Source organism: Methylovorus glucosotrophus (assembly GCF_009858335.1).
Taxonomy (GTDB): domain Bacteria; phylum Pseudomonadota; class Gammaproteobacteria; order Burkholderiales; family Methylophilaceae; genus Methylovorus; species Methylovorus glucosotrophus.
On record NZ_VMSE01000001.1, the window covers coordinates 2296030 to 2322754 of the forward strand.

A 26725-nucleotide genomic window follows, 5' to 3' on the forward strand; every position below is an offset into this window, starting at 1 on the left:
GTAACCGCTTTTAGCCTCATCAGCACAAGGGAATACCATGAATCTCGAGAAAGTCATTTTCGGTTTTTTTATCCTGTTGGCATTGACGCTGAATTTCGGCTTTTTTATCGGCGACATTGATAACCCGCACCATCACCACGCCTATGAGCTGTATGTCGCGATTGTGGTGAATCTGATTGCCACCGTGCTCAAGTTCGGCGACCGCACGCATATTGGGGCCATTCACCTGGCCACCAGCCTGGTCGCGGATCTGCAACTGATTGCCGCGGCTATCCTTTGGGCAGCAGCAGGCACGCAGGGTGATGACCCCAGCGTTATCGTCAGTGTGGTCTCGCTCTCGGGCGGCGCACTGCTTGCCAACATCACCTCCGTGGTTCTGCTGATTGCAGAAACCATCCAGATCAAGCGCTAGGCCAAGGCAAGCACAAAGCCGCCACGCCGTGAACAACATCCTGTTTCTGATTCTCAGGCGCATGCGCCTGCCTATCATCGCGGTTATTGTCAGCTACACCATCGCGGTCGCCGGCATGTCGCTCGTGCCCGGGGTAGACCCGGATGGTCACCCATGGCGGCTCAGCATTTTTGAAGCGTTTTACGTCATCAGCTATACCGCCACCACCATAGGCTTTGGCGAAGTGCCTTACCCTTACTCCACGGCACAACGCATGTGGATGTCGTTTTCGATTTACCTCACGGTGATACCCTGGTTTTATGCCATCGGTAAGATCATTACCCTGTTTCAGGACCCAGGCTTGCGCCAGGCCTTTACCACCTCGCGCTTTGCGCGTGAGGTCAACCATCTGATGGAACCGTTTTATATCGTCTGCGGCTATGGCGAAACCGGCAGCCTGCTGGTGCGGGCACTGGACAAGAACGAAGTGCGCGTGGTGGTGATCGAGCTGGAGCAGGAACGCATCAATGAGCTGGAGCTGGAAGATTACCAGTTTGATATCCCCAACCTGTGTGCCGACGCCAAGCTGCCCGAAACCCTGCTGCGTGCCGGGCTGAAAAACCCGATGTGTCAGGGCGTTGCCGCGCTCACCAATGACGATCATGCCAATCTCGCCATTGCCGTGGCAGTGAAGCTGATCAGCCCGGAGCTACGCGTACTGGGGCGCGCCGAAACCGAACAGACGGCGTCCAACATGGCCTCGTTTGGCACTGACCACATCATCAATCCCTACACGATTTTTGGCGATCATCTGGCGATGGAAGTGCATGCCATTGGCACTTACCTGCTGCATGAATGGTTGACCGGCGTGCCTGGGGAAAGCCTGAAATCGCCGATCTGCCCGCCCATCGGCAAATGGATCGTTTGCGGCTATGGCCGCTTTGGCCGTTCGGTCGTGCAGAATCTGGAGCTGGAGCACATAGTTACCACCATCATTGAGGCCGACCCGGAGCGCACTGGCTGCAAGGAATGTATCGTGGGCAATGGCACCGAGAAGGAGACGCTGCAACAGGCGGGGGTGCATGAAGCGGTGGGTATCGTGGCGGGCACCAATGACGACATCAACAACCTGTCTATCGTGATGACCGCGCGGGAGATGAACCCGGATCTGTTTGTGGTATTGCGCAAGAACAAGCGCTTCAACGCCGCGCTGTTTGAGCACTTCAAGGCCGACATCACCATGGAACCCAGCGACATCATTGCGCATGAATGCCTGGCCAACATGATTTCACCGCTGCTGGCGCAATTCCTCAGCCTGGTCCGGCTGCAAACCAATGTCTGGGCCAACAGCCTGATACAGCGCCTGGTGGAAACCGTGGGCGAAAATGTGCCGGAAACCTGGGCCATCAGCATTACGCAGGAAAACACGCCCGCCCTGTTCCACATGCTGGCGCATGAACCGATTACGCTGGCGGACATCCTGCGCAATCCGCATCATCGCGAAACCAGTCTGCCGATTGTGCCCTTGATGATATTACGCAACCATCAGCCGCTACTGCTGCCAGAAGCCACTACCCCGCTTGAACGCGGTGACCGTATCCTGTTTTGCGGCCATGACAACGCCAAGAGCACCACGACTTACGCGCTGGCAGATTTCAAAACCATGCGCTACATGCTGCATGACCAGCAGCTGGCGGATAGCTGGCTGTGGCGGCAGATCAAACGGCGCAAATCCGCACACAACGCTTCCGTATAAAAAATCCGGCTAATGAATCATGCGCTCCAGCGCAGCCCGATCCAGCAATTCCAGTTTGCCACGCCCCAGCGCCAGCCAGCCTTTTTGCTCGAAGCGCTTGAGCTGGCGGCTCACCACTTCACGTGCCGTGCCCAGTTCATCCGCAAGCTGCTGATGAGTGCGGCGAACCTGGTCACCCGGCTCCTCCAGCAGCAGTTTGGCAAGCCTGGCGTCCAGACTATGGAAAGCCACTTCATCCAGCAGCACAATCAGGTCACTGATCAGGGCGCCATAGTTTTCCATGACAAAGCGGCGGAACACGCGTGACTCCAGCATCATTTCGTGAAAGGCAGCGGCCGGCACCAGGATATCGCGTATCGGCTCCTCCACGATGGTGGATGCGGGATAGTCGCTGGAACCCAACAGACAGGTGGTCGTCAGCACGCAGGTTTCGCCACCCGTCACGCGGTACAGCAAAATCTCCCGGCCGCTGCTGGAAAGTTTGAACACGCGCGATTGCCCCGCCAATCTCAGCACATAAGCGTGGCAAGGGGTGCCCTCTTCATAGCCTATGGTGCCGGCCGGGGCTTCGACCACGCGCGCATGCTTCAGCAGCAAGCTCCGCGCCTCGGGCTCCAATGCCATCAGCGCGGGGAATTGCACCAACCAGTCCAGATCCGTAATGGGTTTGATGTGAGCCATGGCTGCCCGCGTCCTATCTAGTGATGCCTGTAGCCGGCACTCATGCCTTGGTCGCCATAAACGCCGCTATCACATTCAGCGCAAACCCGACCCCGAAACCGGTGGTATCGGTAGCCACAGCACCCAGCCCGCCCTTGCGGTTCACGGCAGCGAGGTCGACATGCATCCAGGGAATATCGCCCTCGATAAAACGCGAAAGGAAACGCGCCGCAATGATATGGTCGGCATCCGAATCCAGCGTGCATTGCTTGATATCGGCAATATCACTATCCAGCTCTTCCTCATAATCCGCATCGAACGGGAATGCACACACACGCTCGCCCGCCTCGTTACCCGCCGCCACCGCATGGCACAGCATGTCGGGGCGGTTGCCCAGCACACCGCTGTAGCGATTGCCCACCGCCGTCACCATGCTGCCGGTCAGCGTGGCAAAGTCGATCATCAGGTCCGGCTTCTGGCGTGAAGCCAACGTAAGCGTGTCCGCCAGCACCATGCGGCCTTCGGCATCGGTATGCACAATCTCGATGGTGGTACCGTTGAGCGCGGTAATGACGTCATTCTGTTTATAGGCCCGTGGGCCGATGTGGTTCTGCGCAATGGCAAGCCAGGCATCAATTTCCACAGGCAAGCCGGCCTCGGTAGCGGCAAGCAGCGTACCCAGCACCACAGCGGAGCCGTTCATGTCCTCATGCATGCCATTCATGTAGCGGGCAGGCTTGAGGTTATGGCCACCAGTATCAAAACAGATGCCCTTGCCCACCAGTGAGATGCGCTTTTTGGCATGCTTGGGTTTATAGCGCAGATGCACAATCGCGGCGTCTTGCGGGTCTGAACCCTGGCCCACGGCCACAAATGCCCCGGCGCCCATTTTGCCGAGCTTCTTCATGTCAAAGCTCTCATGGTCCCAGCCATGCTTGGCTGCCAACTCGGCGATACGGTCCCGATAGAGGGCGGGCGTCAGTTCATTCGGTGGCAACACGGTGAGCTGGCGCACCAGAATATTGCCCTGGGCACGCGCACGCACCGCCGCAAAGCCGTCGGCACGCTTGTGTCCATAGAGCTGAATCGTCTTGAGCGCATGTTTTTTTGATTTGGATTTGCGGGTGGGCAGCACCGCTGCATTCACCTCAGTGACATACAGCGCCTCTGCAGCTGCCTGCGCGGCCTCTTCCGCGTCACCATATACTGCAATCACCAATTGCGCTGGCGACTCATCCAGCAGCGGCTTGACCGCTTTGCGCAGCAAGGTGTGACGCTGGAACACAGATTGCTTTTGCTCAAGCACGACCCAACTTGCCCTGGCGCCTTCAGGCAAGTCGGCGGTCAAGGGGGACTTGGCAAGCTCAGCATATAGACTGCGCTGCCGCTTCATTCTGGCATCCAGCACCGATGCATGAGGGAGATCCTGCGGCCGCTTGGCGGGGAGTACAAACAGGATATGCGTCGCGTTGTTAAGCTGGCTGGCATCAGCATATGCCGCATTTTGCTTTAATTGGATGGCCATAAACCCTCTTGGAATGTATACAGTTTGTTACAAATTTTTCAGATTTTGCGGGCACTTAGCAGCAGAAGTTTTAAATCTACTGGAGATGCTTAACTTGACCAAAATAGTCAAAAAAGCCAATATATCGCCTTAAGTCAGTCAGTCAAAAACTGCCTCGGCACTCAAGCTTCAGTTCAAGCACAACAATAAGTCCTTGGCTGATTATACCTACAGCATAGACAAAAGTTTCCCGGAGACTTCTCACATGGCATTAACCCCCGATATTGACCCTCAAGAAACCCACGAGTGGCTGGAAGCCATCGATGCGGTACTTGAGAACGAGGGATCAGAACGCGCGCACTTTTTGCTCGAAACCCTGGTAGACAAGGCAAGACGCTCAGGCGCATACCTTCCGTACAATGCCACCACGGCCTACGTTAACACCATTCCAGCCCACCTGCAGCCCAAGCATCCTGGCGACACCGCCATGGAGCGCAAGATCCGCGCACTAGTACGCTGGAACGCGATCATGACGGTATTGCGCGCCAACGAAAAATCCCCTGGCGTCGGCGGCCACATTGCCAGCTTCCAGTCTGCTGCCACGCTGTATGACACCGGGTTCAACCACTTTTTCCGCGCCGCTTCCGATAACTTCGGCGGCGATCTGGTGCTGTTCCAGGGTCACTCGTCCCCTGGGGTATATGCTCGCGCCTTCCTTGAAGGCCGCATCGATGAAGAACAATTATCCAATTTCCGTATGGAAACCGGCGGCAATGGCCTGTCTTCCTACCCACACCCATGGTTGATGCCTGATTTCTGGCAATTCCCCACGGTGTCCATGGGCCTGGGACCATTGCAAGGCATCTATACCGCACGCTTCCTGAAATACCTGCATGACCGCGGCATTGCCGATACCTCCGATCGCAAGGTCTGGGTATTCTGCGGCGACGGTGAAATGGACGAACCGGAATCGCTGGGTGCGATTTCGCTGGCCGCCCGTGAAAAGCTCGACAACCTGATTTTCGTCATCAACTGTAACCTGCAACGTCTGGACGGTCCGGTACGCGGCAATGGCAAGATCATCCAGGAACTGGAATCCGATTTCCGCGGTTCCGGCTGGAATGTGCTCAAGGTGATCTGGGGTTCCTACTGGGATCCATTGCTGGCCATGGACAAGGACGGCCTGCTGAAGAAGCGCATGGAAGAAGCCGTGGACGGCGAATACCAGAACTTCAAGGCCAAGGGCGGCGCCTATACCCGCGAACATTTCTTCGGCAAGTATCCCGAGCTGAAGGAAATGGTCGCCGCCATGTCCGATGAGGACATCTGGCGCCTCAATCGCGGTGGTCATGACCCACACAAGGTGTACGCGGCCTACCACTCGGCAGTGAACCACAAGGGCCAACCTACCGTGATCCTGGCCAAGACGGTCAAGGGCTACGGCATGGGCGAAGCTGGTGAAGGTCACAACACGACCCACCAGCAGAAGAGCATGGATATTGCCTCGCTGAAGGCGTTCCGTGATCGTTTTGATCTGCCGCTGACCGACGAACAGGTAGAAAACCTGTCCTTCTACAAGCCGGCTGATGACAGCCCGGAAATGCAGTACATGAAGCAGCGTCGCGAAGCCATGGGTGGTTTTGTGCCATCACGCCGCCGCAAGGGTAACGAACTGACCGTGCCCGAGCTTTCCGCCTTTGAAAACATGCTGGGTGCCACCGGCGAGCGCGAAATCTCGACCACCATGGCCTTTGTGCGCATTCTCTCCACCCTGGTGCGTGACAAGACGCTGGGCAAATTCGTGGTACCTATCGTGCCGGATGAAGCCCGCACCTTTGGTATGGAAGGCATGTTCCGCCAGCTGGGCATCTACTCGCACCTGGGCCAGCTGTATGAGCCACAGGATGCTGACCAGGTCATGTTCTACAAGGAATCCAAGGACGGCCAGATTCTGGAAGAAGGCATCAACGAAGCCGGTTCATTCTCGTCCTGGATTGCAGCGGGCACGTCCTACAGCGTGACCGGCGTGCAAATGATCCCGTTCTACATCTTCTACTCCATGTTCGGTTTCCAGCGTATTGGCGACCTGGCCTGGGCCGCTGGCGACAGCCGTACGCGTGGCTTCCTGCTCGGCGCTACTGCCGGCCGCACCACGCTGAATGGCGAAGGCCTGCAACACGAAGATGGCCACAGCCATCTGATGTCTGCCACTGTGCCGAATTGCATTTCCTATGACCCGACCTTTGCCTACGAGCTGGCCGTGATCATTCAGGAAGGCCTGCGCCGCATGGTGCAAAATCAGGAAGATGTGTACTACTACATCACCCTGATGAACGAAAACTACAGCCATCCGGCCATGCCCAAGGGTTCTGAAGAAGGCATCCTCAAAGGCATCTACAACTTCAGCAAATCCAAAGCCAAGGGCCCTAAAGTACAACTCATGGGCAGCGGCGTGATTCTGCGTGAAGTAATTGCCGCTGGCGAACTGCTGGAAAAAGACTGGGGCGTTTCTGCCGATATCTGGAGCGTCACCAGCTTTACCGAGCTGCGTCGCGAAGGCCTGGATGTCGAGCGCTGGAATCTGCTGAATCCTGAAAAGAAACAAAAGCAAAGCTATGTGGCACAGCAACTGTCCAAGGCCGAAGGTCCGGTGATCGCCTCCACCGACTACATGCGTTCGTTTGCTGACCAGATCCGCAACTTCATCCCGCAGCGCTATGTGGTGCTGGGTACCGATGGTTTCGGCCGTTCGGACTCGCGTGAAGCACTGCGCAGTTTCTTCGAAGTAGACCGCTACTACGTCGTGCTGGCCGCCCTCAAGGCGCTGGCTGACGAAGGCAAGCTGCCTGCAGCCAAGGCCGCGGAAGCGATCAAGAAATACAACATCGATATCACCCGTCCAAACCCGGTGACTCTTTAATTCAGGAGACGATTAGAAAATGGCAATCAAGGAAGTACTCGTCCCCGATATCGGCAATTTTGATAGCGTAGATGTCATCGAAGTGCTGGTCAAAGCTGGCGACACCGTCGCCAAGGATGACTCGCTGGTGACCCTGGAATCCGACAAGGCCTCCATGGACATTCCCGCCCCCTTTGGCGGGGTAGTCAAGGAAGTCAGCATCAAGGTAGGTGACAAGGCTGCTCAGGGCACATTGATCCTGACGCTGGATGCCGCAGAGGAACAGGCGACCGCAGCCAAGCCTGCGCCAGCACCAACGGCACCACCCGTGGTGACCTCGGTACAGGAGCAGGCCGTGCCTGCGCCTAGCCGTCCCGTGGCTGAGCCACCCAAGGTGATCCAGCCGCAAGCCACGCCTAATCCGGTTGCCGCCAGCACAGCGGCTGCGCCTGGCAAACTGGCCCATGCCAGCCCATCCATCCGCAAGTTTGCGCGCGAGCTCGGCGTCAACCTGTCGCTGGTCAGCGGCAGCGGCCCGAAAAACCGCATCCTGCAAAGCGATGTGCAAGCCTATGTAAAAGCCCAGCTGGCCAAGCCGCAAAGCAGTGGCGCCGCCGGTGGCATTGCCGTTTCACAGGCGCCAGTCATTGATTTCAGCCAGTTCGGCAGCATTGAGCAAAAGCCGATGTCGCGCATCAAGAAGCTGTCAGGTGCCAACCTGCATCGCAACTGGGTGACCGCACCGCACGTCACGCAATTCGACGAAGCCGACATCACCGATCTGGAAGATTTCCGCAAGTCCATGCAGGATGAAGCAGCCAAGCGCGGCGTCAAGCTGACCATGCTGGCCTTTCTGATGAAGGCCGTGGTCAACGCCCTACGCACTTACCCCAACTTCAATTCCTCGCTATCTCCTGCTGGCGACGAGTTGATCCTCAAGCAGTATTACCACATCGGTTTTGCCTGCGACACGCCGGATGGCCTGGTCGTGCCCGTCATCCGTGATGTGAACCAGAAAGATGTGCTGGATATTGCCCGTGATCTGGCTGACCTGTCTGCCAAGGCTCGCGAGCGCAAACTCAAGATCGAGGAAATGCAGGGTGGTTGCTTCACGATTTCCAGCCTGGGTGGTATCGGTGGCACGGCGTTCACGCCCATCATCAATTGCCCTGAAGTAGCGATCCTGGGCGTGTCACGTTCCAGCTTCCAGCCGGTGTATGACCCCAAGACCAAAGGCTTCGAGCCGCGTCTGATCCTGCCGTTGTCATTGTCTTACGACCACCGCGTGATCGATGGCGCCGATGGTGCGCGCTTTACCAGCCACCTGCGCATGATGCTGTCCGACGTTCGCCGTCTCTTGCTGTAAAGGGTTTTCATGAGTCAGTTAACAGAAGTTTTCGTCCCAGACATCGGCAATTTCGATAGCGTCGATGTCATTGAAGTATTGGTAAAGGTGGGCGATGTTATCGCCAAGGAAGATGCACTGGTCACCCTGGAGTCCGACAAGGCCTCCATGGATATTCCATCCTCCCACGCCGGCACCGTCAAGGAAGTCAAGATCAAGGTCGGTGACAAAGTCGCCAAGGGCTCGTTGATTCTGCTGGTGGAAGCATCTGCTGCCGAAGCAGCGCCCGTCGCCGCCAGTGCCCCTGCCCCTGCTGCCGCAGCGCCTGCACCGACCCAAGCTGCCGCGCCAGCCGCTCCTGCCCCCGTGGCAGCAGCGCCCAGTGGCAACAATGATATTGATACAGAAGTGGTCGTACTCGGCTCTGGCCCTGGCGGCTATACCGCGGCCTTCCGCGCTGCTGATCTGGGCAAGAAGGTAGTGCTGATCGAGCGCTACTCCACCCTGGGCGGTGTTTGCCTGAATGTAGGCTGCATCCCGTCCAAGGCACTCTTACACACGGCCAAGGTCATTACCGAAGCCGAAGAAACCAGCCATCACGGCGTGAGCTTCAGCGCGCCCAAGGTAGATCTCGACACACTGCGTAACTGGAAAGCCAACGATGTCGTTGGCAAGCTGACAGGTGGTCTGGCCGCCATGGCCAAGCAACGTGGCGTAACGGTGGTGCAGGGTGTAGGCAAATTCACCAGCTCACATCAGATTGCCGTCACGGCAGCCGATGGCAAGGTAACGACGGTCGGATTCCAGAACGCGATTATCGCGGCTGGCTCGCAAGCCACCAAATTCCCCGGTGCGCCGGATGACGAACGCATCATGGACTCCACTGGCGCCCTCGCGCTGACGGATATCCCCAAGCGTCTGCTGGTCATTGGCGGCGGGATTATCGGCCTGGAAATGGGCACGGTTTATGACGCGCTGGGCAGTAAAGTCAGCGTGGTCGAATTCATGGATGGCCTGATCCCCGGTTGCGACCGCGACCTGATCCGCCCATTGCAGAAACGCATGGAAAAGCGCTTTGAAAGCATCATGCTGTCAACCAAGGTTGCCAAGATTGATGCCAAAAAAGATGGCATTCATGTCAGCTTTGAAGGCGAAAATGCACCGAAAGAAGCCCAGGTCTATGACCGCGTACTGGTTTCGATTGGCCGCCGCCCCAATGGCAAGAACATTGGCGCCGAGAATGCCGGTGTTGCGGTAGATGATCGTGGTTTTATTGCGGTCGACAAGCAGATGCGTACCAATGTGCCGCACATCTTCGCCATCGGCGATATCGTCGGACAACCCATGCTGGCGCACAAAGCCACGCACGAAGCCAAAGTTGCCGCCGAAGTCATTGCCGGTCACAAGGTCGAGTTCCAGGCACTGGTCATTCCATCTGTCGCCTACACCGACCCTGAAGTCGCATGGGCAGGCATGACCGAAACCGAAGCCAAGGCCAAAGGCATCGAAATCGAAAAGGCCTCCTTCCCGTGGGCCGCCAGCGGCCGTGCATTGTCCATCGCACGTACCGAAGGTGCTACCAAGCTGATTTTCGACAAGGAAACCCATCGCGTCATTGGTGCGGGTATCGTCGGGGTAAATGCCGGTGAATTGCTGGCAGAAGCCGTGCTGGCCATTGAGATGGGCGCCGATGCGCATGATCTGGGTCTCACCATCCATGCGCACCCGACCTTGTCTGAAACCATCTGCTTTGCCGCAGAACTGAAGGAAGGCACGATCACGGATATGCTGCCACCGAAAAAACGCTAATCAATATTTGAAACAATAAAAACGGCGCTTATGCGCCGTTTTTATTTTCCCCAGAGACGTTATTGCAAAGATGGGGTGGCTAGAATTTCTTTTACCAATTTGTTTGCCAAATCCGTTGATGCCCGCCTACCTGCAAGACCGAAGTCGGCCTTGAACTCTGAAAACTCCGCAGAGCCGTTACCACTTATTCGCAACCTTGAGACTTCTTCCCCATTAGCATTCGTTGCCACGCACTCTAGGTTGATGAAAAAACGGGTAGGTGGCCACGTCAGCATTGAATCTGAACTGGATGACGTTGAGATTTCAGGCGTAAAGACCAATGCTATCGGCTCTGCAGAATAAGCCTTGGCATCTGCAGCGGCTTTGATAACAGATACCTCTGTATAGACTGCTCGCAAGGCGTCGCGTATGGCTTTCTCGACATCTTTGTATGGCGTATAGCTTACATTGTCCCCACCGCCACCACTGCTCGTCACTACCTTGTTTCGAAGTTCGTCTGTCATGACATAAGCAACGTGCTTGTTCACAAGGTGTGCCTCATCCCGTTTCGGGGCAGACAGTGGGCTTACATTAATAGGATGGGCACAAGCAGCCAGGAAACTCATGAGTATCAAAAGGCATATTCTGATCATGTTCATGCCTCCGTTACTGCTTGATAGCTTCGACAAACGCCGAGTCACTATATAGCTGAGTCAAAAACGCTCTCACTAAATTGGGATACTCACTCTGCCCTTTGGGAATCGCGACAGCTCCAGCAAATGAAGAGTCAAACTGCGTTGTCGCCGTATATGTTTTGTCAAGACTAACCACATTATTACGCGTCACCTTGACTGCGGCCTCCAGCATCCCGTTGCCATTGCTGAACCCGGAAATATCAATATCGTTTTTCAGAATCGTAATATCGATGCGTGATGACGACGTGCTGTCATAGAACCCCATCTCCTTCAGGTCGGAAACAATGGCATTTTCCAGATATTTGGCGAATGTTCCATCTGAAGCCTTAAGAGAAGAGCCGCGCAAGGAAATGGTGTTCACTTTCGCTGCGGGATCTGTCGGCAACACGGTACCAACAGAAAGTCGCACTGCTTTTACCTTTTTGACCTGATCAATGGATTCATAGCTAGGACTGTAACTGGGAGCAACTAAACTGGCACATCCGGAAAGCTGCAAGCTTGTTATCACAAGCATTAATTTGATTATTTTTTTCATTATTGACCCTTTTGTTATGTAATTGCCTTTTATAAGGCGTAATGATTCTGCTGCATAAATGCAAGATCATCAATCATCTCCATAAGAATAAAACCCATTTTCCACACTCAAGAATTGGCCCCCGAAAAAAAATGAGGGCAGCGATTAAACAATCGTTAAATTCTGTCGTTATAAAAATGACGAATTACAGAAATTCTGCCTGAGAGGATAGAGCAACATGCGGAATGCTTTGATATATGCGGTCCTAATGCTAGCGGCAGCCACGCTCGATGCCTGCGCAACCCTTACACAGGACGGCATGCAGACGGTGATGCTGGAAGCGTATACCAAGGACAACCAGTCCGTGCAGGCGCGTTGTGTAGCCAGCAATGATGTGGGGACGTGGGTCGGCTATGCCCCCGGGAAATTGCAAATTCATCGTTCCAGTGGCGACCTCAGGATTATTTGCGAGCGTGAACGCGGTGACAATGAGGCCGGACGTTTTACCTCAGCATCGCACGCGAATGATGCCGCTCGCGGCAATCTGGTGATGCCAGGTGGCGCCATAGGAGCGCTGATTGATCACGCCACTGGCTATGGTTATAACTACCCCATCACCATGCGGGTGGTCATGGGTAATGATGCATCGCTCACATACGGCTCAGAACGGAAAAAAGATCAGCTTCCCGCAACGACTGCGTTCGTCACCACAGAATCTACGTCTATTCGCCCTTAAGCAGATATCCTCTAAATTTGAAATATTGTTGATGCGTTCCGATGATTTATGGGAACGCTCATGAGAAAATAATGTGTCGCTATCGCGGCTCTTTTATTTTTAGGGATATGACAATAATGAAAAAAAGCATGGCTTTGCTAACAGGAGTGTTAGCGTATTCAGCATTACTCAGCGGTTGTGCAACGATCACCAAAGATGCCAATCAGAGCGTCCAAATTGAAACATTCACTGCTGACAATCAACCTGTAAAAGGGGTACGTTGTTCAGCAAAAAATGATCGGGGCACATGGACCACTTACACACCAGGTAGCGTCAGCGTGCATCGCTCGGGGGAGAATCTGGAAGTGCATTGCGAACTGGAAGACAAGCCTACTGGTGATGGCACAGTCATCTCGCGCGCCAATGGGGGGATGTATGGCAATATCCTCTTTGGAGGCGGCATTGGTGCGATCATTGATCACAACAAAGGTACCGCTTACAGCTATCCTTCCTGGATTAAGGTTGTCATGGGTCAGCACCTGGTTTATGACCGCAAGGACGAGGTAGAAAACCAACCCTTGGCAGGCAAGAGCACAGGTACTGCGCCTACCGAAGTAGCAGTTGCTACCCCGAAAACAACGGCAGAAGTGAAGTAGTCAAGTAGTCCCACCCTCGCCATTCCGGCGAGGGTTAAGTTCATCACTCGCTGGCTGGCCCTTGTGCTGGCTGGTTCGGAGTGCCTGGCGCCTCCCCTTTGCTTTCCACGACTTTCGGTTTTCTGGGTGCTCTTGGCTTGCGGGCGGTCGCGGTGCTTGTGCTGGCATCCTTGGGTTTGCTGCGACTGGCAGCGGGCTTTTTGACGGGCTTCTCATCCGTAGCCACCGCTGGCTTGGGCTTGGCGCGGGACCTGCGTACTGGTTTGGCTTTTACTGTCACGTCAGAGGGAGCGGCTGCGGATGGCGCCTGCGTTTCCTCGCCCACCCCGGTATCCTCTGCCTTGCGTTTATCAATGGCACTGCCAATGGCTTTGGTAAGCACCTGCTTGCCTACGACGACCAGTGCGGCGAGCGCAGCTTTCTTTGCGACGGACTTCAGTACTGTGTTGAAAAACCCCATACTACCTCCTATTGGCAATTAACCTGCTTGAATTCAGTGCCGGCAAACTCCGGCTTCAGTTTTTCGACTTCGGTCACGACTTCGGTAGATAACGGCCCGAGCAACAAGGTTGTCAGGCCTTTTTCCGCATGCCGCATTCCCTTGGTTGCAGAACGCACTCCGCGGTTCCGCAAATCATTAAGCAGACGGTTGGCCAGTTGCTCATCGGTAAATACCCCCAGTGAAATCGCGTTTCTCCATAAAGGATCCTGCATCACGGCACTTTCGGTAATTCCCAATGACTGCAGTTCCTGGATTTTTGCCTGGGCTGCCTGCAGGGATTTCATGGGCGGAATGTAAACCCAGTAGCGGATGGTATCACTGACCTTATCCTCACGCTCCTGAGGCGATATGGATAATTTGAGCAGTGCAGCGCGCGCCGTCGCGACAGTATTGGCGGTGAACCCCGCCCATTCGTAACATGCGTTGGTAGTGCTCTCAGCTTCTACCGCTGCTTTTTTCGGCAGCTTGGCGGCTTCTTCTGCGGTATAAAGTTTGATGCGCTCGGGTGAAATCGATTGCTCAGCAACGCCAGGCAATTCGTTGCCGGAGGGCTGCGTTTTGAAATAGGCCCAGACCAATACATTCACAACGATCAGCGCGGAAACCAACCACTTCATAAACATTCTCTTTCAAGATAGAACAAGCCTCGCAATACCAGCGAAGCATCTATTGTGATGGGCATATCAGCTTGCGCTTGCACCAATGCCTGTCTTAACAATTCCGCATCGCCACCGGTCAGCACGCACGGAATCACGATAGCGGGATCCAACCCTGACAGGGTTTTCATCTGCTGCCATTGCAATAACACACTGCCCGCCATCGCATGCGAGATGCCAGTATACAAGGCATCGCCAGTATTCGTCGGCGCTGTACGCCACATCCCGGGCAAAGTCCGGATGCCGTCGGTATTCTGCAAAAGGGCCTGATGCATCAAGCGAAAACCGGGACTGATCGTGCCCCCTTTAAATTCGCCACCTGACGGTTGTTCGTGACGACCTAGCATGTCCACCGTCAGCGCCGTGCCTGCACTTACCACCAGACAAGGCTCACGATAGTGCTGCCAGGCCGCAATCAGAGCGGCCCAGCGATCACTGCCCAGGGCCTCAGGCGGCTGATAACCATTAAACACCCCAGCCGCAGCATGCGATGCATGTACCCAGTGCACTGGTGCTTTCAGTTGTTCAAACAGGCTGAGCAAAGGTCGGCTTGCCGCCAGGCCAGCCACATTCGAAACGACAATGCGCTTGGCCTCTTGCCAGCACGTGGGCAAGACTGAATCCGCCAACGCCTCGTTTAGCCAACTGCCCTCGGCCACCACGCTTGCCTTGGGATCAAACAAGGCCCATTTGCAACGGGTATTGCCAGCATCGATTGCCAGTATCACGCCACGCCCTTTCGCAAACTGATTTCGCCTGAGGTAAAACGCTGCTCACCCGCCTCGGTCATCACCCGCAAGCTGCCATCCTCCGCCACGCCAGCGACCACGCCATGGCGTTCGGTAGCATCTGGCATCAACAAGCGCACGGGCTGCTGATGGTAAACATGCATGGCTTGCCAGTCGGCGACCAGCGCCGCAAACCCCTCTTGCTCAAAGCGGCTAATCACCTGCAGCATGTGCTTCAGCACAATGCCCAGCACCACATTGGCATCCACGGCTTCATCCTTGAGGCTTTGCAGATCAATCGCCGCCTGGTCAATCTGCGCCAGCATGCGCTCCGGCAAACGCAAATTGATTCCAACGCCAATCACAGCAGCACTCGGCCCCTCCATATCGCCCTGCAACTCAATCAGGATACCGGCAAGTTTGCGGTACTCCACCAGCACGTCATTCGGCCACTTGAGCGCAACGGTCACGCCCATCTCGGCAAATGCCTGCCCAAGTGCCAGCCCAACTGCCAGACTCAAGCCAGATAAGGCTGCCGCCCCCGTATCGAAGCGCCAAAGCAGAGAGAATGTGAGGCTGTTACCCAGCGCGGATTGCCATACCCGACCACGGCGCCCTCGCCCCTGGGTTTGATGACTGGTAACGGCACAGCTGAGATGAGCAGCCCCGTTAGCTGCCTGCTGCATCAACCAGCGATTGGTGGAATCGAGCTGATCGTGCACCAATAGATGCACGTTGTTAGAGGCAGACCCGAGCGCCGCCGAAATCTTATCGGCCCGCAATAAATTGAGCGGCTGGGAAAGACGATAGCCTTTGCCACGCACCGAGAAAATTTCAACGCCTAGTGTTTCTGCATGTTTGACTGCATTCCATACCGTCGATCGGCTTACCTTGAAATGGGCAGCAAGTGCCTCGCCAGAATGGAAGCCCCTATCCGCCAGGCGGTGCAGAATGGGGAATGTAAGCGGGTTTGTCATGTCAGGGCTATATTAGCATAGGCACGAGTGTCCACTCAGCAGGCGGCTGGGTGTAAAATATCGGCAATCCCATTTTAGTCAGATTCCATGTCAGCCGATAAAACCCCAGTAGCACCTGCCTCCAATTTCATTCGCCACATCGTTGAACGCGACATCGAGCAAGGCACCTATGCCAGCCGCCAATGGTGTGGCGAACCCGGCGATGCAAGCACGCAGGCAACCGGCCAGCCCGATCCGGCCAAGATCCGCACGCGCTTTCCGCCTGAGCCCAATGGTTACCTGCATATCGGCCATGCCAAGAGCATTTGCCTGAATTTCGGTCTGGCGCGGGATTATCAGGGCGTATGCCACATGCGCTTCGATGACACCAACCCGGAAAAAGAAGAACAAGAGTACGTGGACTCCATCAAGGACTCCGTGCAATGGCTGGGCTTTGGCTGGGAGGCATTTGGTCACTCCCATCTGTATTACGCCAGCAATTATTTCGATTTCATGTACCGCGCGGCGGAATACCTGATCACGTCCGGCAATGCCTATGTCGACCAGCAATCCGCCGAAGAAATGCGGATTAACCGTGGCACGCTGACCGAAGCGGGCAAAAATTCCCCCTGGCGCGACCGCCCGGCTGAAGAAAACCTTGCCCTTTTCCGCGAGATGCGTGATGGCAAGCATCCGGATGGCAGCATGGTATTGCGCGCCAAGATCGACATGGCGTCCCCCAATATCAATCTGCGTGACCCGGCGATTTACCGTATCAAGCGCGCGACGCACCACAACACGGGCGACACCTGGTGCATCTACCCGATGTATACCTATGCCCATCCGCTGGAGGATGCGCTGGAAGGCATTACCCACTCCATCTGCACGCTGGAATTTGAAGACCAGCGGCCGTTTTACGACTGGGTATTGGAAAAACTGGCAGAGGGTGGCCTGCTGGCACACCCGTTGCCCAAACAATACGAATTCTCGCGGCTCAACCTCACCTATGTGGTGCTGTCCAAGCGCAAGCTGATTGAGCTGGTAGATGGCGGCCATGTCAGCGGCTGGGATGACCCTCGCCTGCCCACCTTGGCGGGCGCACGCCGTCGCGGCTACACCCCCGAAGGGTTCCGTCTGTTTGCCGACCGCATCGGCGTCTCCAAAGCCGATTCGTGGATTGAGTACACCATACTTGAAGACTGCATGCGCGAGACGCTGAATGAGTCTGCCGAACGCCGTATCGCCGTGCTGGACCCGATCAAGCTTGTCATCGACAATTATCCGGAAGGTCAGTCCGAAGACTGCTTTGCCCCTAACCACCCGCAAAAACCAGAACTCGGCAAACGCACAGTCCCCTTGTCGCGCGAACTCTGGATTGAGCGCGAAGACTTCATGGAAGTCCCCAGCAAGGGGTATTTCCGCCTGTTCCCGGACAATACCGTGCGCCTGCGTTATGGCTATGTCATCAAATGTACTGGCTTTGAAAAAGACGCCGACGGCAATGTGACCGTCGTGCACTGCGATTACCTGCCAGATACCAAGTCCGGCACGCCTGGCGCCGACAGCATCAAGGTCAAGGGCAACATCCACTGGGTGTCCGCCGCGCATGCCTATGCCGCCGAAGTCCGGCTGTATGATCGCCTGTTCAAGGAGGCTCATCCAGGCAGTGGCGACCGCAACTACCTGGATGACATCAATCCGAACTCGCTCACCGTCATCACGGCGCAACTCGAACCTGCCCTCAAGGAAGCCAAACTGGAAGACACCTTCCAGTTTGAACGCCATGGTTATTTTGTCGCCGATAAAAAAGACTCGGTGGAGGGCAAACCCGTGTTCAACCGCACCGTGACATTACGCGATGCCTGGCAGAAATAAGCCGGCCGTTTGACCCCCATGGAGAAAAATGTGGTCGCGGTGAGCCTGGAGCAAGCATATCGACTGCTGAACCACGGGCCCACCGTGCTGGTAAGCTCTGCCCATGGGGATCAACGCAATGTGATGGCAGCGGCCTGGAACATGCCGCTGGACTTCAAGCCACCCAAAGTGGCCATAGTGATCGACAGCAATACCTACACACGCGAACTCATCCTGGCCAGTGGCAAGTTTGCCATTAACGTACCATGTGCGGCTCAAGCCGACTTGGTAGTGAAGGTAGGCTCGAGCTCGGGACGTGAATTGCTGGGGAAGGCACCAGCCACCAAGTTTGCCGCTTTTGATTTGCCAACCTTTGCTGCCAGCAAAGTCCCGGCACCGTTAATCAAGGGTTGTGTCGCATGGCTGGAATGCGAGCTGATTCCTGAGCCCCATATTCAGGATACCTACGATTTATACCTCGCTGAGGTAGTCGCCGCCTGGGCAGACGAGCGGGTATTCTCGGATGGTCGCTGGCATTTTGACGATCATGATGCATTGAAAACCCTGCACCATGTGGCCGGAGGATTTTTCTTCACGCCCGGCAAGAGTATTCAGGCGACTTAAACAAAAAAGCCGACGTCATCGTCGGCTTTTTCATTCACTGCCTGGTGCTATTTTTTCTCAGAGGGAAACAAAGTGGCATGGGTGTCATGCTCTTCAACCTCTTGTGGTTTTTTCTGGGCACCCTCTGCCGGGATTTTTTCAAACGTGAATTCCAGAATATTGGTTTCCGCCAATGGCTTTAATGGTTCAAACTCGGGAAGAACCGGAGGCTCCTCCACAATAGGCTCCAGCTCCGGCAACATCAGAGTGTCTTCTTCTGGTTCTGGAGAGGGTGTCTGATCCGTCAGCCCCTCAACAATATAAAGCGGGTTATGCGGCGACAGGCGATGCCCCATCACAGCCGCAGTGTGCCATTGTTCCAGCGTACCTGGCTCCCCATTTTCCGCAGCTTGTTGCAAGCGCAATGCAAGATTATCGAAGGCAATCGCGTCCTGACGTTCCGCATAAATTTTCAACAGGCAAAGCGTCAACTCATGGCGATCCGGTGTTTTTTCCAGTGCATTCAGCAGAATGTTTTCGGCCTGCTCGTCACGTCCATAGGAGATGTAAATCTCTGCCTCGACAATAGGATCCACCTCATGGATGTCAAAATCAGCCTCCTGCTCCGAGCCGGGCTGCGACGGCGCAGTCGATGAGGATGCCTCCGGCTTATCCTCTGCCACAGCCGCCGCAATGGCAGGGGCCATAATAGCCGCTACGGCTGGCTCAACAGGCATTACCGGCGGAGGCGCGCTCACCACTTTAGGCTCAACATCATTCGGATGAGGGCGAGGAGTGGTCGTTTGTACCATGCTTTCGTGCCATTTCTGCATGGCGGTCAATCGACGCATGTGCAGGTAATACACCATGCCCAGTGAGACCAATCCCAGCAGCAAGCCCAGGCCTATCCATACCAGGCGGTCGAGCACCGTATCCCAGAAACCCGGCTGCCCCTGGTTGGCAACCGTTGCCAGTGAGGGTGCGGGGGGTGCAGCCTGGGCGACAGCAGGCGCTGGCGCAACAGGCTCGGGCGCGGGAGTGGCCTGCGCACCCTGACTTTTCGCTTCCGCGTTTGCATCGGCAGCGGGCTCCCCAGTCTGACCATCCTTGTCGGCAGTATCGGAGGTATCTCCGGGCGATATTTTTAAAACAAACTCCGGGTTGGCTGGAGCATCTGCGGACTTGGGAGCTGCAGGAGGAGGCACCTCAACGACCGCAGGCTTTGCCTTGTTTGGAAGCTCTCCGCCCAGCGCTTCAGGACTGGGAATCTTGAGCACCTGACCAGACTTGAGCTGATTGATATCGCCATCGAGAAAGGCTTCGGGGTTGGCGGCATACAAAGCGGCCATCACCTTTTTCAGTGGTACTCCCGCCGGTTGGTATTGTTGGGCAACCTTGCCAAAAATATCGCCCGGCTGTGTCAGATAGGTATCGGCGGATAACGGGATAGCGGCTTTGGACGTGTCAAACGCATGGGCACCATTGCCGCCAGAGCGTGATTTGCGGGATTTGGATTTTACCGGGAATGGAGGCGGTACTTCTGCGACCAGCCCCTGACTTTGCAACTCGGGGATCGTATTGACGAGGACAGGTTCATCGCCCATTTTGCTGGCGGGAGGATCGAGCAATACCGTGTATTGCCGAACCATATGCAAATTATCCGAGTCCACCTTGATAAGCAGCTCAAGAAAAGGCTCATTGACCACTCTTGGTGTGGTGACGTGCAGAACATGTGTGCCATCTGGCCGCGCCACACTGGTAACCCGGACTCCCGGTGGCACGATGGCATCCTGCAGTCCGGCTGTCAGATATTCATCATTATTGCCGATACGCGCGACAAGCGTGGCGGCTTCCTTGGCTGGCATTTCCAGCAACTCGATGTCTGCGTTAAGTGGTTCCCCCAGCGTCGATTTGACATTGATACGCCCCAGGCCTGCACCAAACGCAAGCACAGGCACCAATACCAGCAGAAGTATCAGCGAAAGCGCTTTGAAGCCGGACCTGCGTGCAAGGGAATTTATAGGAGGCATATTGGCATCATTGAATTTTTTAATAATGGTAGTAATTTCATCATGTTGCATCTGTTTTTATATGTACATCCCCAATGTTCGTACAGTAACCCTTTCCAGAGTGACTGTAAATGGCAATACTGATTTGACGCGCCGGGAAAATCTGCTAGGGAGATGCAATTTATGCGCCTGCTAAAGCAAGAGCGCGGATAAAATAACGCCATTATATTTTGCCTTCGTGCATCGCTTAATTTTTGGAGAGCTATCAGGATGAACATTGCCAACAATACCGCTGAGCTGGTAGGGAATACCCCGCTGGTACGCTTGAATCGTATCAGTGCCAATCTGCCCGCTACCATCGTCTGCAAACTGGAATACATGAATCCAGCCCATAGCGTGAAAGACCGCATTGCCGTAGCCATGATTGATGCCTTGCAGGCCGCTGGCAAACTCAAGGCAGACAGCATCGTGCTTGAACCAACCAGTGGCAATACGGGCATAGGCCTCGCCATGGTGTGTGCAGCGCGCGGCTTGCGCTGTGCATTTGTCATGCCGGAAACCATGAGCCGCGAGCGCAAACTGCTGCTGAAGGCGTATGGGGCAGAACTGATCCTGACCCCGGGTAGCGAAGGCATGCCTGGAGCCATACGCAAGGCAGAAGAACTGGCGGCGGCTGATTCCCGGTATGTGATCGCCCAGCAATTTTCCAATCCCGCCAACCCGGCCATACACCGCAGCACAACCGCTGAGGAAATCTGGCGCGATACCGATGGCAAGGTGGATATTTTTGTGTCTGGCGTTGGCACCGGCGGCACCATTACGGGTGTTGGCGAGGTGTTGAAGGCCCGCAACCCTGCCATACAGGTGGTTGCCGTAGAACCCGATGCCAGCCCGGTATTATCCGGAGGCGCTCGCGGTCCGCATCCGATTCAGGGCATAGGTGCAGGGTTTATTCCCGAGATTTTGAATACGGCGATTTATGATGAAATCGTCCGTGTAAAGAATGATGATGCCATGGACATCGCCCGCCGCATGGCAACGGAGGAAGGCTTGCTGGTCGGCATATCCTCCGGCGCAGCCGTATCGGCCGCATTGCAATTGGCCGCCCGCCCGGAAAACAAGGACAAACTGATTGTGGTGATTATTCCATCCTTTGGCGAACGCTATTTGTCGACGCCGCTTTATAGCCACCTGGATGTGTAATGGCGAGTAAAAAGCATCGCAAATCGCGCCTGAAAAAAGCCGGGGCAGCCCCCGGCACCCTGGTGTATATCGGGGACATCAAAACCCAGCAACCCGCCATTCATATTCTGGAATATGGAGCGGAGAGCCTGCATGAAAAGCAGCTCACCCAGGCTGAGCTCGCGCATTACCAGCGGCCGCCCTCCTGCAAGTTATGGCTGAATGTCTATGGTTTGCACGAAACCAGCCTGATCGCTGAATTAGGTAAATGTTTCGGACTACACCCGCTGGTCATGGAGGATATCCTCAACACCAATCAGCGTCCCAAAGTGGAAAGCTATGGCGATTACCTCTATATCGTCTTGCACCATGTGGCCTACGACTCGGTATCTGACCAGCTGCAAACCGAACAAATCAGCATCATCCTCGGGCGCGACTATGTACTGACCTTTCAGGAGCGCCCTACCGGTTGCTTCGAGCCAGTGCGCGAGCGCCTGCGCAATGGCCGCGTACACATACGCGAGGCGGGGACAGATTATCTTGCATATGCCTTGCTGGATGCCGCCGTGGACCAGTATTTCAGCACCCTGGAAAAACTGGGTGATGAATGCGAGGAGCTGGAGGAGCAATTGCTGCACGCGCCCAACAATCAGCATTTGCTCCAGCTGCACAAGCTCAAGGGCCAGAGCATGGAATTGCGCCGCAGCATCTGGCCATTGCGTGAAGCCGTCAACCAGCTGGTGCGTAATGACGATAAGTTTTTTGCCGTGGAAAATGTCGTCTTCCTGCGCGATGTGTATGACCACACCATCCACCTGATCGAATCGCTGGAAGCGATACGGGATCAGTTAGGCAGCATGCTGGATATTTACATGTCCAGCATCAGCAACCGGGTCAACATGGAAGTGCGGGCGCTGACGGTCGTCACCATGCTCTTCATGCCGGCTACCTTGATCACCGGGATATTCGGCATGAACTTTGACAGCATGCCGTGGCTTAAAAACCCCAATGGTTTCTGGTGGACGCTGTGCGTCATGGCCTTTGTCGCTTCCTCCATGGGGCTTTTATTCTGGCGCCGCCAATGGCTGAGCCGGCACTAGGCCTGGCTCCTCTACCCAGGCTTTATCAGTTGCGAATTTTTTCAGGGAATTTGGCGCGAATCTTAGCGACCTTGGGGGCTGCAACCAGCATGCAATAGGGTTGCTCCTGATGTTGCTCATAGTATTGCTGATGGTAATCTTCCGCGGCATAAAACACGGCGGCATCATTAACTTCGGTGACGATAGGCGAGGCAAACACATGCAGTTGATTGAGCTCGGCAATCATTTGTTCGGCAGTAGATCGCTGTGCTGCATTCTGGCAGAAAATCGCCGAACGGTACTGGGTGCCAATATCATTTCCCTGCCGGTTTGGCGTCGTCGGATCATGCGATAAAAAGAAGATTTCCAGCAATTCATAGAAGCTGATCCGCGCAGGATCGAAGCTGATACGGATGGCTTCCGCATGCCCCGTATCCCCGCGGCACACCTGTTTGTAGTCCGGCTGCAATGTATGCCCGCCCGTGTATCCGGAGACGACTTTCTCAACGCCATCCAGCTGTGAAAACACAGGCTCAAGGCACCAGAAACAACCGCCCGCCAATACTGCTACATCCAACTCTTTTACCATGGCGCATCCTGTCAGTTATCGCAAACGAAAAAATCGCTGCTATCAATTACTACCGAATTAGTGGGCTTGATCGTATGATAGTTCTGTTTTACACGAAGATCGGGTTTCAGATTCAGCTTTTGTATGCCTTAAAAGGAATTACATGCGTCGAATTGCGGTATTCAATCAAAAAGGAGGCGTAGGAAAAACAACCTCCGTGCTTAATCTTGCAGCCGCCATGCTCAGTCAGAAACAATCGCCGTTATTGATCGACATGGACCCCCAATGCCATCTCACGGAAATCCTGAGCGACGGCCTTCCCAGTTCGCAGCGCAGTTTATTTGGCTTTTACCAGAACAATACACCGCTTGATGAGCTCACTACGCCATGGAATGACGCTGGCTTGTTGATTCCGGGACATCGGGAATTGGTGAAGGTGGATAGTATTTTTGGCAAGGGTCCCACTATCCTTAATCGCCTGCGATCAGGACTGGATGCGCTGGAAAAAAAGATCAATCTTGACTGCATATTACTGGATTGCTGCCCTTATCTGGGCGTACTTTCCTTGAATGCGGTATTTGCAGCAGACTTGATTATCGTGCCGATTGCTTCCGATTTTTTATCTCTGCAGGGGGCCCAGAAAGTAGAGAAGACATTGAAGGCGCTGGAGAATGTGCTTAAACGTCGAGTGCCTCGGCGTTATTTGCTGACTTGTTACGATAGACGGAGAAGCATGACGTTCGAAGTCGAGAAGCTCGCGCGGCAATATTTCGCTCACGAGCTATGCCAGACAGTTATTTCGGAAAATGTGGCAGTCGCAGAAAGCCCCCAGGCCAAACAGGATATTTTCAGCTACAGCCCTCAGGCGAAGGGCGCCCATGACTATATGGCACTACTGCAGGAGCTCAGCAAGATTGAGCTGAGCGAAAAGCTTGATCCTGCTGTTCATGTGGATTTAACCAAGAGGTCCAGTATATCTTCGTAATTGGAAGTCGGCGCTTTGCCACCGGATAACACCCGACAATCCAGAATTTCACAGTGCGTGTACATTTTTTGCAGTTTTAGCCGGGCTTCCGTCTCGTCTCGGCCGAATATCTGCAAATTGTCTACCACCACACCATTTCTACTTCGTATCTGGTATACGTATTTCGCTGCAACCCTGCTTTCCATTGCCCCGCCCCCTTGTTATACCTCAGCAATAGCATCCCCATGACCAAGCATGGCGGAGCCTCTGCCCATGCTTCATCGCGTTGCTATATTGCTTGTCGATAATCCTAATACGGCAATCCCTGAATAAACTTTATCCGGATAGTACGTTCCAAACTGAACATTCGTCATCCACCTACTGTTTTGAGGAAAGTATGCGCACAATAAAAGAAGGATCCCCTTTTCCCCGGGGCGCAACATACGATGGCAAAGGTACTAACTTTGCATTATTTTCTGATAATGCCACAGGTGTGACCTTGTGCCTGTTTTCCGCAGATGGCAAAGAAGTTGAACGAATAGACCTCACGGAATGCACCAACGGGGTTTGGTATGTTTATATTCCAGACATCCAGCCAGGCCAGTTGTATGGTTACCGGGTTCATGGCCCTTGGGATCCTGTTCAAGGGCAGCGTTTCAATAGCAACAAATTATTGCTCGATCCTTATGCGAGAAAGCTTTCCGGGGATATCCAGTGGGATGATGCCCTGTATGGCTACCAGCTCAGTCCATCCAAAGATGCGGACCTCCGCATGGATGATCGCGACAGCGCGGCCTTTATGCCCAAAGCGATCGTGGTGGATCCTGCGCCGCTGACCAAATCAAACAAACCACAAGTCAAATGGCCCAAAACCATTATCTACGAGGCCCATGTCAAAGGGCTGACCATGAAGCATCCCCTCATACCGGATGATATTCGTGGAAGCTTTGCAGCCCTTTCAGACCCTGCCTTGATTGACCATATGCATCGCATCGGCATTACTTCATTGGAGTTGTTGCCGATACACGCCTTTGCTCAGGACAGGCATCTGATTGAGCGTAATCTTAGAAATTATTGGGGATATAACACTCTGGCCTTCTTTGCCCCAGAGACCAATTACCTGCATAGCGGGGATCTCGAAGAAATAGCCACGACTGTGGATCGTTTGCATGAAGCCGGCATTGAGTTGATTCTGGATGTTGTTTACAACCATACATGTGAAGGCAATCATCTGGGACCTACCTTATCCTGGAAAGGCATAGACAATCTAAGTTATTACCGATCCCTGCCTGGTGAACCGCGCTATTACGACAACCTGACCGGGTGCGGGAATGCCTTGAATACATCGCACCCGAAAGTACTGCAGATGGTCATGGATAGTCTGCGGATGTGGACAACGGTGTATGGCGTTGATGGGTTCCGATTTGACCTGGCCTTAACCCTGGGCCGCGAGGACACTGGTTTTACAGCCCGCCACCCTTTTTTCCATACCATATTGCAAGATCCCATATTGTCCCGCTGCAAACTCATCGCAGAACCATGGGATGTCGGCCCGGGTGGTTATCAACTAGGTGAGTTTCCACCTGGATTTTCGGAATGGAATGGCGACTATCGTGATGTGACTCGTGATTTCTGGAAAGGGGATGAAGGCTGTTTAGCCAAATTCGCAGGCCGATTTGCTGCATCCAGTGATTTGTTCGACGCCCAGCATCGCCGTCCGTGGTCCAGTGTGAATTTCGTGACCGCCCATGATGGATTCACACTGCACGATCTTGTTTCCTATAACGAAAAACATAACGAGGCAAATGGCGAAGATAATAACGACGGTGCCAATGACAATAGAAGCTGGAATTGTGGTGTAGAAGGTGAAACTGAAGATGCCGAGATTAATGCGTTGCGTCTGCAGCAAAAGAAAAATTTCCTTATTACATTATTTCTTTCGCAAGGCGTCCCCATGCTGTTAGCGGGGGATGAACTACACAACAGCCAGGGCGGTAACAACAATACCTACTGTCAGGATAGTGAAATTGGATGGATAGACTGGCAAAACCCTGACAAAACCTTGATCGAACTTGTCGGATTACTTGCCCAGATACGCCGTGAAAATAATGCGATATCCAGGGCAGAGTTTTTAACCGGCGTGAACAAACACGGGAATGCCGATGTAGCGTGGTACAACGTCAATGGTCAGCTAATGACCAACGAGCAATGGGAAGACCCCTTCAATAAATCGCTTATCGTGAAACTCATGGCTGTCGACAAGCACCAAGCTAGCATACTAGTGATATTCAATGCCTCGCACATTGAAATAGAAGCCACCATCCCAGACTGCGAAATCAAGCAATGGCAATTCCTGGTGAGTTCATCGGGTGAAGGCAAAGAGGTAAAGCAAAAGGATATATTAGTAATACCAGCACGCTCGATTCATGTGTTCAAAACTGCAGCAAGCTAGATACACAGCTAGGTTTGCATGATGAACTGAGTACATTAAGAGCTCCGGACAGCATGGTTACTGTCCGGAGTGAGCTAGTAATTGTGCTAGTAATAATGGATTTCAAGTACCACAAAAGCAAAAAGCCTCTGCATCAGCAGAGGCTTTTTTAATGAGAAGCTTGGCGGTGACCTACTTTCGCATACGAGAAGTATACTATCATTGGCGCAGAATCGTTTCACGGCCCTGTTCGAGATGGGAAGGGGTGGT

23 protein-coding genes and 1 rRNA gene are annotated in these 26725 nt (G+C 54.4%); 13 read left to right on the forward strand and 11 right to left on the reverse strand.

Features of this window, described 5'->3' with window-relative positions; translation table 11 throughout:
- Positions 1–37 precede the first annotated feature (37 nt).
- On the forward strand, positions 38–412 hold the full coding sequence (locus tag FNL37_RS10850; protein WP_013441495.1) for a DUF6394 family protein: 375 nt from the start codon (positions 38–40) through the stop codon (positions 410–412).
- A 28-nt stretch (positions 413–440) separates the two neighbouring features.
- The gene (locus tag FNL37_RS10855) at positions 441–2147 is read left to right on the forward strand and encodes a potassium channel family protein (RefSeq protein WP_159356107.1); all 1707 of its coding nucleotides are present in this window, start codon (positions 441–443) and stop codon (positions 2145–2147) included.
- Positions 2148–2156: 9 nt separating this feature from the next.
- Here FNL37_RS10855 and FNL37_RS10860 read toward each other — a convergent pair whose 3' ends face one another.
- Together FNL37_RS10860 and FNL37_RS10865 are read right to left on the reverse strand one after the other, a co-directional pair.
- Positions 2157–2828: a Crp/Fnr family transcriptional regulator gene (locus FNL37_RS10860; protein WP_159356108.1), complete on the reverse strand. Its 672-nt coding sequence runs from the start codon at positions 2826–2828 to the stop codon at positions 2157–2159.
- 40 nt (positions 2829–2868) lie between these two features.
- Positions 2869–4332, reverse strand: coding sequence for a M17 family metallopeptidase (locus FNL37_RS10865; protein WP_159356109.1), 1464 nt, complete (start codon positions 4330–4332; stop codon positions 2869–2871).
- A 244-nt stretch (positions 4333–4576) separates the two neighbouring features.
- Between FNL37_RS10865 and aceE the strand changes: the two genes are divergently transcribed.
- The 3 genes from aceE to lpdA are packed head-to-tail and all read left to right on the forward strand — an operon-like array spanning position 4577 to position 10364.
- Positions 4577–7231, forward strand: coding sequence for a pyruvate dehydrogenase (acetyl-transferring), homodimeric type (gene aceE / locus FNL37_RS10870; protein WP_159356110.1), 2655 nt, complete (start codon positions 4577–4579; stop codon positions 7229–7231).
- A 19-nt stretch (positions 7232–7250) separates the two neighbouring features.
- Positions 7251–8576: a dihydrolipoyllysine-residue acetyltransferase gene (gene aceF / locus FNL37_RS10875; RefSeq protein ID WP_015829518.1), complete on the forward strand. Its 1326-nt coding sequence runs from the start codon at positions 7251–7253 to the stop codon at positions 8574–8576.
- Positions 8577–8585: 9 nt separating this feature from the next.
- The gene (gene lpdA / locus FNL37_RS10880) at positions 8586–10364 is read left to right on the forward strand and encodes a dihydrolipoyl dehydrogenase (protein ID WP_159356111.1); all 1779 of its coding nucleotides are present in this window, start codon (positions 8586–8588) and stop codon (positions 10362–10364) included.
- A 59-nt stretch (positions 10365–10423) separates the two neighbouring features.
- Here lpdA and FNL37_RS10885 read toward each other — a convergent pair whose 3' ends face one another.
- Both FNL37_RS10885 and FNL37_RS10890 read right to left on the reverse strand, forming a co-directional pair.
- Entirely contained in the window at positions 10424–11002 is a 579-nt protein-coding gene (locus tag FNL37_RS10885; protein WP_244948270.1) for a YajG family lipoprotein, read from the reverse strand.
- A 7-nt stretch (positions 11003–11009) separates the two neighbouring features.
- On the reverse strand, positions 11010–11573 hold the full coding sequence (locus FNL37_RS10890; RefSeq protein ID WP_159356112.1) for a YajG family lipoprotein: 564 nt from the start codon (positions 11571–11573) through the stop codon (positions 11010–11012).
- A 247-nt stretch (positions 11574–11820) separates the two neighbouring features.
- Here FNL37_RS10890 and FNL37_RS10895 point away from each other — a divergent pair, with 247 nt between their 5' ends.
- Positions 11821–12288, forward strand: a complete 468-nt coding sequence (locus tag FNL37_RS10895) for a hypothetical protein (protein ID WP_159356113.1) — start codon at positions 11821–11823, stop codon at positions 12286–12288.
- A gap of 71 nt (positions 12289–12359) precedes the next feature.
- Positions 12360–12923 (forward strand): hypothetical protein, encoded by a 564-nt coding sequence (locus FNL37_RS10900; RefSeq protein WP_211371959.1) that lies wholly within the window; start codon positions 12360–12362, stop codon positions 12921–12923.
- A gap of 43 nt (positions 12924–12966) precedes the next feature.
- Here FNL37_RS10900 and FNL37_RS10905 read toward each other — a convergent pair whose 3' ends face one another.
- The 4 genes from FNL37_RS10905 to FNL37_RS10920 are packed head-to-tail and all read right to left on the reverse strand — an operon-like array spanning position 12967 to position 15786.
- A complete protein-coding gene (locus tag FNL37_RS10905) occupies positions 12967–13383 on the reverse strand; it encodes a molecular chaperone DnaK (RefSeq protein WP_159356114.1) in 417 nt (138 codons plus the stop codon).
- An 8-nt stretch (positions 13384–13391) separates the two neighbouring features.
- Positions 13392–14042, reverse strand: coding sequence for an SPOR domain-containing protein (locus tag FNL37_RS10910; protein ID WP_013441486.1), 651 nt, complete (start codon positions 14040–14042; stop codon positions 13392–13394).
- Positions 14039–14809 carry a type III pantothenate kinase gene (locus tag FNL37_RS10915; RefSeq protein WP_159356115.1) on the reverse strand — a complete coding sequence of 257 codons (771 nt, stop codon included), beginning with the start codon at positions 14807–14809 and terminating at the stop codon, positions 14039–14041. The genes FNL37_RS10910 and FNL37_RS10915 overlap by 4 nt, the downstream gene beginning before the upstream one ends.
- Positions 14806–15786 (reverse strand): biotin--[acetyl-CoA-carboxylase] ligase, encoded by a 981-nt coding sequence (locus tag FNL37_RS10920; RefSeq protein WP_159356116.1) that lies wholly within the window; start codon positions 15784–15786, stop codon positions 14806–14808. Before FNL37_RS10920 ends, FNL37_RS10915 begins: the two co-directional genes overlap by 4 nt.
- 87 nt (positions 15787–15873) lie before the next feature.
- Between FNL37_RS10920 and FNL37_RS10925 the strand changes: the two genes are divergently transcribed.
- Both FNL37_RS10925 and FNL37_RS10930 read left to right on the forward strand, forming a co-directional pair.
- A complete protein-coding gene (locus FNL37_RS10925; protein ID WP_159356117.1) occupies positions 15874–17640 on the forward strand; it encodes a glutamine--tRNA ligase/YqeY domain fusion protein in 1767 nt (588 codons plus the stop codon).
- An 18-nt stretch (positions 17641–17658) separates the two neighbouring features.
- Positions 17659–18243 carry a flavin reductase family protein gene (locus FNL37_RS10930; RefSeq protein WP_159356118.1) on the forward strand — a complete coding sequence of 195 codons (585 nt, stop codon included), beginning with the start codon at positions 17659–17661 and terminating at the stop codon, positions 18241–18243.
- 47 nt (positions 18244–18290) lie between these two features.
- On the opposite strand, the gene FNL37_RS10935 is transcribed toward FNL37_RS10930, so the two are convergent.
- Entirely contained in the window at positions 18291–20252 is a 1962-nt protein-coding gene (locus tag FNL37_RS10935) for a type IV pilus assembly protein FimV (protein ID WP_244948271.1), read from the reverse strand.
- A gap of 249 nt (positions 20253–20501) precedes the next feature.
- On the opposite strand from FNL37_RS10935, the gene cysK reads away from it, so the two are divergent.
- Positions 20502–21434: a cysteine synthase A gene (gene cysK, locus FNL37_RS10940; protein ID WP_159356120.1), complete on the forward strand. Its 933-nt coding sequence runs from the start codon at positions 20502–20504 to the stop codon at positions 21432–21434.
- Complete coding sequence (gene corA, locus FNL37_RS10945) at positions 21434–22513, forward strand: magnesium/cobalt transporter CorA (RefSeq protein WP_015829508.1); 1080 nt, start codon at positions 21434–21436, stop codon at positions 22511–22513. Before cysK ends, corA begins: the two co-directional genes overlap by 1 nt.
- 25 nt (positions 22514–22538) lie before the next feature.
- Here the strand turns inward: corA and msrA are convergent, their stop codons facing one another.
- A complete protein-coding gene (gene msrA / locus FNL37_RS10950) occupies positions 22539–23081 on the reverse strand; it encodes a peptide-methionine (S)-S-oxide reductase MsrA (protein WP_013441477.1) in 543 nt (180 codons plus the stop codon).
- Between the two features lie 142 nt (positions 23082–23223).
- Between msrA and FNL37_RS10955 the strand changes: the two genes are divergently transcribed.
- Positions 23224–24045 (forward strand): ParA family protein, encoded by an 822-nt coding sequence (locus tag FNL37_RS10955; protein WP_159356121.1) that lies wholly within the window; start codon positions 23224–23226, stop codon positions 24043–24045.
- Positions 24046–24421: 376 nt separating this feature from the next.
- Positions 24422–26476, forward strand: coding sequence for a glycogen debranching protein GlgX (gene glgX / locus FNL37_RS10960; RefSeq protein ID WP_159356122.1), 2055 nt, complete (start codon positions 24422–24424; stop codon positions 26474–26476).
- A gap of 158 nt (positions 26477–26634) precedes the next feature.
- On the opposite strand, the gene rrf is transcribed toward glgX, so the two are convergent.
- Positions 26635–26725 (reverse strand): 5S ribosomal RNA (rrf, locus tag FNL37_RS14150); the annotation flags it as partial.

What these genes read in the sequence shown, in the direction of transcription:
- msrA (WP_013441477.1), bottom strand. Translation starts at nt 23,081, where the DNA reads ATGGTAAAAGAGTTGGATGTAGCAGTATTGGCGGGCGGTTGTTTCTGG.
- aceF (WP_015829518.1), top strand. Translation starts at nt 7,251, where the DNA reads ATGGCAATCAAGGAAGTACTCGTCCCCGATATCGGCAATTTTGATAGC.
- FNL37_RS10895 (WP_159356113.1), top strand. Translation starts at nt 11,821, where the DNA reads ATGCTAGCGGCAGCCACGCTCGATGCCTGCGCAACCCTTACACAGGAC.
- FNL37_RS10900 (WP_211371959.1), top strand. Translation starts at nt 12,360, where the DNA reads ATGTGTCGCTATCGCGGCTCTTTTATTTTTAGGGATATGACAATAATG.
- cysK (WP_159356120.1), top strand. Translation starts at nt 20,502, where the DNA reads ATGAACATTGCCAACAATACCGCTGAGCTGGTAGGGAATACCCCGCTG.
- aceE (WP_159356110.1), top strand. Translation starts at nt 4,577, where the DNA reads ATGGCATTAACCCCCGATATTGACCCTCAAGAAACCCACGAGTGGCTG.
- FNL37_RS10930 (WP_159356118.1), top strand. Translation starts at nt 17,659, where the DNA reads ATGGAGAAAAATGTGGTCGCGGTGAGCCTGGAGCAAGCATATCGACTG.
- FNL37_RS10935 (WP_244948271.1), bottom strand. Translation starts at nt 20,252, where the DNA reads ATGCCTCCTATAAATTCCCTTGCACGCAGGTCCGGCTTCAAAGCGCTT.
- FNL37_RS10860 (WP_159356108.1), bottom strand. Translation starts at nt 2,828, where the DNA reads ATGGCTCACATCAAACCCATTACGGATCTGGACTGGTTGGTGCAATTC.
- corA (WP_015829508.1), top strand. Translation starts at nt 21,434, where the DNA reads ATGGCGAGTAAAAAGCATCGCAAATCGCGCCTGAAAAAAGCCGGGGCA.
- FNL37_RS10865 (WP_159356109.1), bottom strand. Translation starts at nt 4,332, where the DNA reads ATGGCCATCCAATTAAAGCAAAATGCGGCATATGCTGATGCCAGCCAG.
- FNL37_RS10925 (WP_159356117.1), top strand. Translation starts at nt 15,874, where the DNA reads ATGTCAGCCGATAAAACCCCAGTAGCACCTGCCTCCAATTTCATTCGC.
- FNL37_RS10905 (WP_159356114.1), bottom strand. Translation starts at nt 13,383, where the DNA reads ATGGGGTTTTTCAACACAGTACTGAAGTCCGTCGCAAAGAAAGCTGCG.
- FNL37_RS10890 (WP_159356112.1), bottom strand. Translation starts at nt 11,573, where the DNA reads ATGAAAAAAATAATCAAATTAATGCTTGTGATAACAAGCTTGCAGCTT.
- glgX (WP_159356122.1), top strand. Translation starts at nt 24,422, where the DNA reads ATGCGCACAATAAAAGAAGGATCCCCTTTTCCCCGGGGCGCAACATAC.
- FNL37_RS10955 (WP_159356121.1), top strand. Translation starts at nt 23,224, where the DNA reads ATGCGTCGAATTGCGGTATTCAATCAAAAAGGAGGCGTAGGAAAAACA.
- FNL37_RS10885 (WP_244948270.1), bottom strand. Translation starts at nt 11,002, where the DNA reads ATGAACATGATCAGAATATGCCTTTTGATACTCATGAGTTTCCTGGCT.
- FNL37_RS10850 (WP_013441495.1), top strand. Translation starts at nt 38, where the DNA reads ATGAATCTCGAGAAAGTCATTTTCGGTTTTTTTATCCTGTTGGCATTG.
- lpdA (WP_159356111.1), top strand. Translation starts at nt 8,586, where the DNA reads ATGAGTCAGTTAACAGAAGTTTTCGTCCCAGACATCGGCAATTTCGAT.
- FNL37_RS10920 (WP_159356116.1), bottom strand. Translation starts at nt 15,786, where the DNA reads ATGACAAACCCGCTTACATTCCCCATTCTGCACCGCCTGGCGGATAGG.
- FNL37_RS10910 (WP_013441486.1), bottom strand. Translation starts at nt 14,042, where the DNA reads ATGAAGTGGTTGGTTTCCGCGCTGATCGTTGTGAATGTATTGGTCTGG.